The sequence below is a fragment of the Flavobacterium sp. U410 genome (assembly GCF_053570605.1).
In genome coordinates, this window is record NZ_JBSEFI010000043.1 from 1 (window position 1) to 4,706 (window position 4,706).

General features: G+C 37.4%; 1 protein-coding gene and 1 pseudogene. Both read left to right on the top strand.

What is annotated here, in order from left to right; genetic code table 11:
- Positions 1-624, top strand: a pseudogene (locus ACUSJC_RS16640) (hypothetical protein); the annotation flags it as partial.
- A gap of 566 nt (positions 625-1,190) precedes the next feature.
- Positions 1,191-4,706, top strand: a 3,516-nt coding sequence (locus tag ACUSJC_RS16645) for a GEVED domain-containing protein (RefSeq protein WP_449270680.1), incomplete at its 3' end; no start/stop codon positions are given.

Consider the following 4,706-nt stretch of genomic DNA (forward strand, 5'->3'; position numbering starts at 1 on the left):
ACTCTAATCGGATACGACTTAGAAGCCACAAATTCTATCGACAGATTATATGATGCCATGGCTTTAGGCGTTAAAACAAATTTTGAAGTATATTCTTTATGTAACAATGAAAGACTATCTATACAGGGAAGAACTTTCGATCAAAGCGATATTGTGCCTATTGGTCTAAAAACAGAGCAGGCAGGCATCTACACTTTTGCCATTAATACTGTAGACGGAATATTCTCTGATGCAAACCAAAGTATCTATTTAGAAGATCTAAACTTAGGGATAATACACGACCTAAGAAGTACTCCTTATAGTTTTACCGTGAATACCACAGGAACAATTGACAATAGATTTAACTTAAGATATACTTCTAATGATGTTTTAAACAATCAGACTTTTTCTTCTTCTGAAAATGCAGTAAAAATTTACCCATCAGGAAATCTGTTACAATTTGATTCTTCTATTAACAATATCAAAGAGATTGTAATATACGATGTTTTAGGCAAAATACTTTTCAATAAAAACTACACTGAAAAATCAATAACTGTTGATTCTCTCACTAAAACGAATTCTACAATTGTAATTAAAGTTATTCTGGATGATAATTCAACCGTTACTAAGAAAGTGATTTTCTAAAGAAGTAAAGAAAGATTATAAAAAAGAGGCTATATCAGAAGGCTGAAAATCTAACCGATTTAAAGCAACATTCTGATATAGCCTTTCTGCATTTATTTAACCCAAAAAGTCCATAATTTATCTCCTAATTAGTTTTTCTATTTTGCAAATTAGAAATATATATCCAATCCCCCATTTTTTTATCAAATTGACAACTTTTTTAAAACAACCTTTAAAAACACCATTTAACTGCCTAATAAAGTTTTACTCTTATCAATTCAAAATAACTTGAATTAATTCTTTAGATAGACAACCTCTCCTCTTTTAATTTAATATCTCTCAGGATTAAACAACAAAACAAGATACTGACAACCAAATAATTAAGTGTATTTTTTTTCTAAAACTTATAATCTGTAATCAAAAACTTAATAATACAAAAGAAATATTCCAAAACAGCACAAGAATTTACTTATATTTTAAATATTTAACTTAATTTTTATCAAAAAAATAAAAACTGATTTGTTTTTTAATTAATTTTACATTGATTTTAACATTAAGATTATCTATTAACCAATCCGAAAAAAGCTATGAATGAAAACTACTCATTTCAAAAAAGCACGCCCCAAAACAAAACAAAAAACAATAAGTCTCTTAAAGATTCAATACACTTATTATTTTTACTTTTTAGTCTTCTAGGCATCGCTACAGGCTTTAGCCAAACAACAATTAACATCACCACCACAGGAGCCGGTACATTTAACGTACCGTGCGACGTAACTTCCATAACAGTCCAAGTATGGGGCGGAGGCGGAGGCGGTTATGGCGACAATAACAACAACAACATTGTAGGCCACGGAGGCGGAGGCGGAGCATACACTACAGGCACTTTAGCAGTTACCGGAGGTCAGGTCATAAATTTTACTGTTGGCGCCGGAGGTAACGGAGGAAGTAGCATTGGAGGAAACGGAGGTGACACAACTTTCTTAACCTTAACAGCCGGAGGAGGAACCGGAGGTAGCGTTTCATCCGGAGGAGTCGGAGGAACAGCCTCTGGAGGAACCACAAACTTAAGCGGAGGAAATGGTACTGCAGGCATAAACCCTATCGGAGGATCCGGAGGATCCGGAGCTGGTCCAGGAGGTGGAACCGGAGGAACCGGAGGTGGAGATGGCGTCAACGGCACAAGCGGATCAACAATAGGCGGAGGCGGAGGCGCTTCCGGAGACAGGTCCGGAGGAGCTAGAACCGGAGGAGCAGGTGCAAGAGGTCAAATAACCATCACCTACACATCAACACTGCAAACCTATTGTTCTCCAACCTTTACAACTGCAATTGAACCTATTACAAATGTGACATTTGCAGGAATTAACAACACTACTTCAAATACTGTTAACGGAAGTTCGGCACTTGAATCTTTCTGTTATGCAGCCACAGTTATGCAAGGCTCTCCAACTAATATTATTAGCGTTAAAGGGAATACAGACGGTAATTTTACAGATTATATTAGGGTTTACATTGATTGGGATCAAAATGGCACTTTCGGTAATAACGCAAATGAAATATATGACTTAGGAACAATTACTAATTCAACAGGAGTAGATGCCATAACTCTCACTTCCAACATAGCTGTTCCGGCAACTGCATCTATAGGGGTTACCAAAATGAGAGTAATGAAGAGATACAATGGATACCCAACTGGTTCTTGTCAAACAGGAACAGGCTATGGTCAAGCAGAAGACTATATTGTTAATGTTGTAGCTCCGCTACCTTGTGTTACTCCCACCAGTCAACCTACAGCTTTAAGCTTAACCCCTACAGGAGCAACTATCGCTGGTAGCTTTACAGCAGCTTCTCCTGCTGCTGATAATTATTTAGTTTTAATAAGTGTAAATTCTTCCGCTCCTTCAGCTCCCGTTAACGGAACAACATACACTATAGGAAGTACTTATCAAACAGGTTATATGGTTGTTGACAACGATACTAACACTACATTTACTGCAACAGGATTAACTCCTTTAACTACTTATTATGTTTACATATATTCATTCAATTCAGTATGTACAGGCGGTCCAGCATATTTAGGAACAAATCCACTTACCGGCAGTACCACAACTTTAACGCCGGATTATTGTATACCAACAATTAGCAGTACATATCAAACATCCACAACTTGCCACATTCAAAAAGTTGAATTTATCGGAACTTTACAAGATATTACCAACACTAGTTCATTCCCAACCGTAGTACCATTTGGTTACGAAAATTACACCGGATTAGCCCTTAAATCAATTCAAGCCAAAGGCGAAGGCGTTAATATATATATGGAATCTCCTAATTCCGGATACATAAAAGCATGGGTAGACTGGAATCAAGATGGAGATTTTCTAGATGCCGGTGAAACTGTATATGATGCCGGTGGCGTTTCACAAGCATCTACCACTTTTGGTTTTATTGTTCCTACTGGTATTCCAGCGGCAGATTACAGAGTTCGCCTACGTATCAGCGGTAGAAATTCATCTATGTTTGGCACTGATGCGGGTTATTCATGGGACGCATGTAGCACAGATTTAAACTACTACGGAGAAACAGAAGACTACTTACTGAGAGTAATTGACAACTGTAATGCTAAAATAAGCTCTATCACTAGTGGCTCTGTTTGCGGTTCAGGAGTAGTAACTTTACAAGCTACCGGAACAGCAGGTACAACCGAATTTAGATGGTACTCCTCAGAAACCGGAGGAAGTTTACTCGGAACAACAACTTCCGGCTCATGGGATACCCCTTCTATAAGTACTACTACCGATTTTTGGGTAACCGCTTATAATGGAAGCTGCGAAACCTTAGTCAGAACAAAAATAACAGCTTTTGTAAAAACCGTACCCACACTAACATTTGCAACATCTGCCACTGAAATTTGCGGAGAAAATTCTATAGTAGCTTTAACAGCTGCCGGAGATACTGAATTAATCTATCTAATAGATGAAAATTTTGAAAGCGGACTTGGTACATTCACAAACGTTCATTATGTAAGTAATGCTGCCGTAAATTCTCAAACTGCTTGGCAAACCCATACCGGACCATATATCCCAACAGGATTAACTTGGTATCCTGCAATATCTTCTGGTTTTGGCGCTAATAGTTTCGCTTTTGTAACTTCTGACATCGGCGGTTATTATACTGGCCCTAACTATAATTACTACACCATTAATAATGGTTTAGTTTCTTCTACAGTAAACTCAACCAGCTTTTTGAATTTGACTTTAACGTTACGATTATATTTTGACAGATACTATCCAGATGGCGCAAACGCTACTTCCGAGTTAATGACAATAGATGTATCGACTAACGGAGGAACCTCATGGACCTCAATCAGTGGAAACATTACCGGAGACGTTGGATATGGAACTAAATTTTCCGACATTACTTATGATCTTTCAGCATACATAAATCAGCCCAATCTAAAAATAAGAGTAAGATATTATAGTGATACTTGGGCAAATGGCGCTGCAGTCGATGATATTCAATTGTTTGGAACTAAAGCATTAAACACCGCTTTCGTATGGTCCGGAAGCTCTTTACCGGATGCTTACTTAGACGCCGCAACAACAATTCCTTATACTAGCGGTGCTTCTGCTACAACTGTTTATGTTAAACCTACACTCACCCAATTAGAAATGGGCAGTTATACATTTACAGCTACTGCAACTTTATCGAATGGATGTGATGTAAGCCAGGACATAACTATCACAAATAAAACTAGTGTTTGGAGAGGAACAAGCAGCAACGACTGGAACGATCCTAACAATTGGTCTTCTGCTGCTGTTCCAGATATTAATACATGCGTTATTATCCCTGACATAACATCTACAAACCCTTCAAATGTACTAGGAGCAGGATTTAACGCGTATGGTAAAACATTAAACATAAAAGACAATGGAGTTTTAGAAATCACTAGCGGAAATACGTTGACTATTCAAAATCTCGTAGATGTTAATACAACCGGGGTATTCCGTATTCAAAACTCAGGAAGTCTAATCCAAATTGACAACATTGCAAATACAGGAAATATTTCCATGAAAAGAGATGTTAATATACGAAAATTA